The 2,231-nt window shown below is 56.9% G+C and carries 2 protein-coding genes; both read right to left on the minus strand.

All coding sequences use genetic code 11. The features are described from left to right. Positions 1-1,254: 1,254 nt before the first annotated feature. Complete coding sequence (locus P0D96_RS47790) at positions 1,255-1,554, minus strand: type II toxin-antitoxin system RelE/ParE family toxin (RefSeq protein ID WP_408321283.1); 300 nt, start codon at positions 1,552-1,554, stop codon at positions 1,255-1,257. Next, positions 1,551-1,826 carry a YlcI/YnfO family protein gene (locus tag P0D96_RS47795; RefSeq protein WP_408321285.1) on the minus strand — a complete coding sequence of 92 codons (276 nt, stop codon included), beginning with the start codon at positions 1,824-1,826 and terminating at the stop codon, positions 1,551-1,553. Before P0D96_RS47795 ends, P0D96_RS47790 begins: the two co-directional genes overlap by 4 nt. Positions 1,827-2,231 lie beyond the last annotated feature (405 nt).

The raw sequence follows: 2,231 nt of genomic DNA on the forward strand, positions 1-2,231 counted from the left end.
CTGACGCTCAAACAGCTGCAGCCGTTCAGCCGCCAGTACGATCGTCTGGCGATGCTGGACGACCGCCTCGATGATCTTCACGCGCTCGAGCTCGTGCATGCTGATCGTGATGAATCCACGTCCGTCCATGGTCTGGCTCCGGGCTGGCTGTGATGCCGCAGCATGCGCCACCGCAGCCAGCCCGGAGCCGGGAACCGGACATTTCTAATGAGCCAGAACCGGACATTTCTAAAAAGCCCTGACACCACTGACGGTGATAATTTATCTTATGTCAAACTAGATTCTGAGTGAATCTGCAATATCGCGCTACTCTTCTTCAATCAGGCCGATCGACGAGAGTTCCGCTTCCAGTGATTCCGGCGCTTCTTAAGGCAACCGTACTGCGCTTTGCCCGCTCGCTTGGTGTCGCCTCGCATCGCATATTCCGCGACAAGTTACCCGCTCGCGAATATTTGTCTCGATCTGCATCGTCAGCGCCTGCCGTGCTCAAGCGTCTCGCCGACGGCTTCGTTGCTCTGCATCCTTGATCTTGGAGAGAACGGACCGCGGGCAATTGTGCAGCAGGTTGTTGCACAAATTCCGTGTCCGGCAAGCCGGCGCAAGTGAGCGGGTATGTAACGTCTACAAGATTTCCGCTCTGACTTTTCCTTCTCTAGATCCAAGCGCAGTCTCGTAGTCTTGGCCGCCAGAGAGGATGCCCACGATAGACACAGTTTCGTCGTCCAGCAAGCAAGCGATGATCGCGCTTGCGAAAGTGCGTAATTCTAAATCCCGGCAACAGGTCTTCGCGCGCGACCCCGCGAGCAGCGAACGTCTGCAGTGACATACAGAAGTCTACGATTGCATCGACATAACGTTCCGCGGTGATTGGAGCACCAGCCTGTGCGATCCGTTCTTCGAGTATCTGCAATGGTCGAGTGCTTCAGGGGCAAACTGAACCTTCCAATTCATCCGCGACGCGCCCGGGATTTTTTGAGCTCAGTGCGCAGTTGATCGGCAGACAGCGCTCGCCCGGGATTGTCGCGGAGTGCCTGCGCGGCAGGAACAACCTGATCGCGCAACCATACTTCGACTGCCCGATCCCGCTCACGAAGTAAGCGGAGCGCGGTGGGACGCGTTCATTTCATTCTTACCCGACCCTTTGGGCGGAGCCCGACGAGGATATCCGTCGTTCGCCGTGTCCGATCGAACTGGCCGCTTACGCGCTGCTCGGGATTGGTTGTTGAGCAATGCATCTGGCCGACAGACGATTGCCTAGTGATAGTCATCCTCGCGCTGGTGCCGGACTGCGAGGATGATGACCGTACTGGCGTCGTCAACTTCGAACAGAACAACATATCCTGCCGAGCCAAATGGCACTATAAGTTCGCGCAGAAAGGGATCGTGTTTATCCACCTTCCTACACGTGAAGGGGAATTCCTCGAGCAGTTCGGCACATTTTCGCAACGCCTCCAGCGCGCGTGTCGCGGCCACTACATCCCGGTCCAGCAAATATTTGTAAAGCCGCAGCAGGTCACGACGGGCTCCAGCGGTATAGCGCACACGGTACGTCAATGCCCTCGCCCTGCCGTTCTGGCCACCTCGAGCAGGCTCGCGAGTTCGGCGTGCACATCGTCAGCGTCGAAATACTCACCTGTTCTGCGCGCTTCGTCGCGCGCGGCCAGACCGCGTGCAACGAACTCCCGCTGGAGCCGGCGCTTCGCAATACTTTCGCGGAGCGAAGCCTCCATAAACGAAGAAAGACTCTCGTTCTCGTTCAACACTTCTTCTGCAGCCTGTCGCAACTCGGGCTCTACACGCAACGCTGGGATCGTTGCAGTCTTCATGGCGAACCTCCTGTAATGCATTTGCGATACATATTACCAACTTATTGAGAGGCTTGCGTCTCGCACGCCGGAGCGTCATCGACAAGACGTCGGGTCGGCGGGTTAATTAGGTATTTTGCGAAATGCTGATCACTTTCATTCTGTAATCATAATGTGCATCGAAAGCCACCTGCTCAGCCAAATATTGAGGAGATCCGGAAGGACCTCGTCTGACTGCGCCCTAACGCGTTCCGCGTAGCCCCCATCGGCCGCCGATCCGCTTGCGATCCGTCGATCATGTGCAGCATAATGCACATAGTGTGCTACATGGAGCCGCACATGGGCAAAGCCCTCGAAGTTCGACCGCGTAAATCCACCAACGTCACCTTGCCGCTTGAGTTGCTGGAGCGGGCCAAGCAGCTGGGT

This window comes from Paraburkholderia sp. RL17-347-BIC-D (assembly GCF_046027915.1).
Taxonomy (GTDB): Bacteria; Pseudomonadota; Gammaproteobacteria; order Burkholderiales; family Burkholderiaceae; genus Paraburkholderia.

Excerpts from the sequence above, each read along its gene's own strand:
- P0D96_RS47795 (WP_408321285.1), bottom strand. The coding sequence starts at position 1,826 with ATGAAGACTGCAACGATCCCAGCGTTGCGTGTAGAGCCCGAGTTGCGA.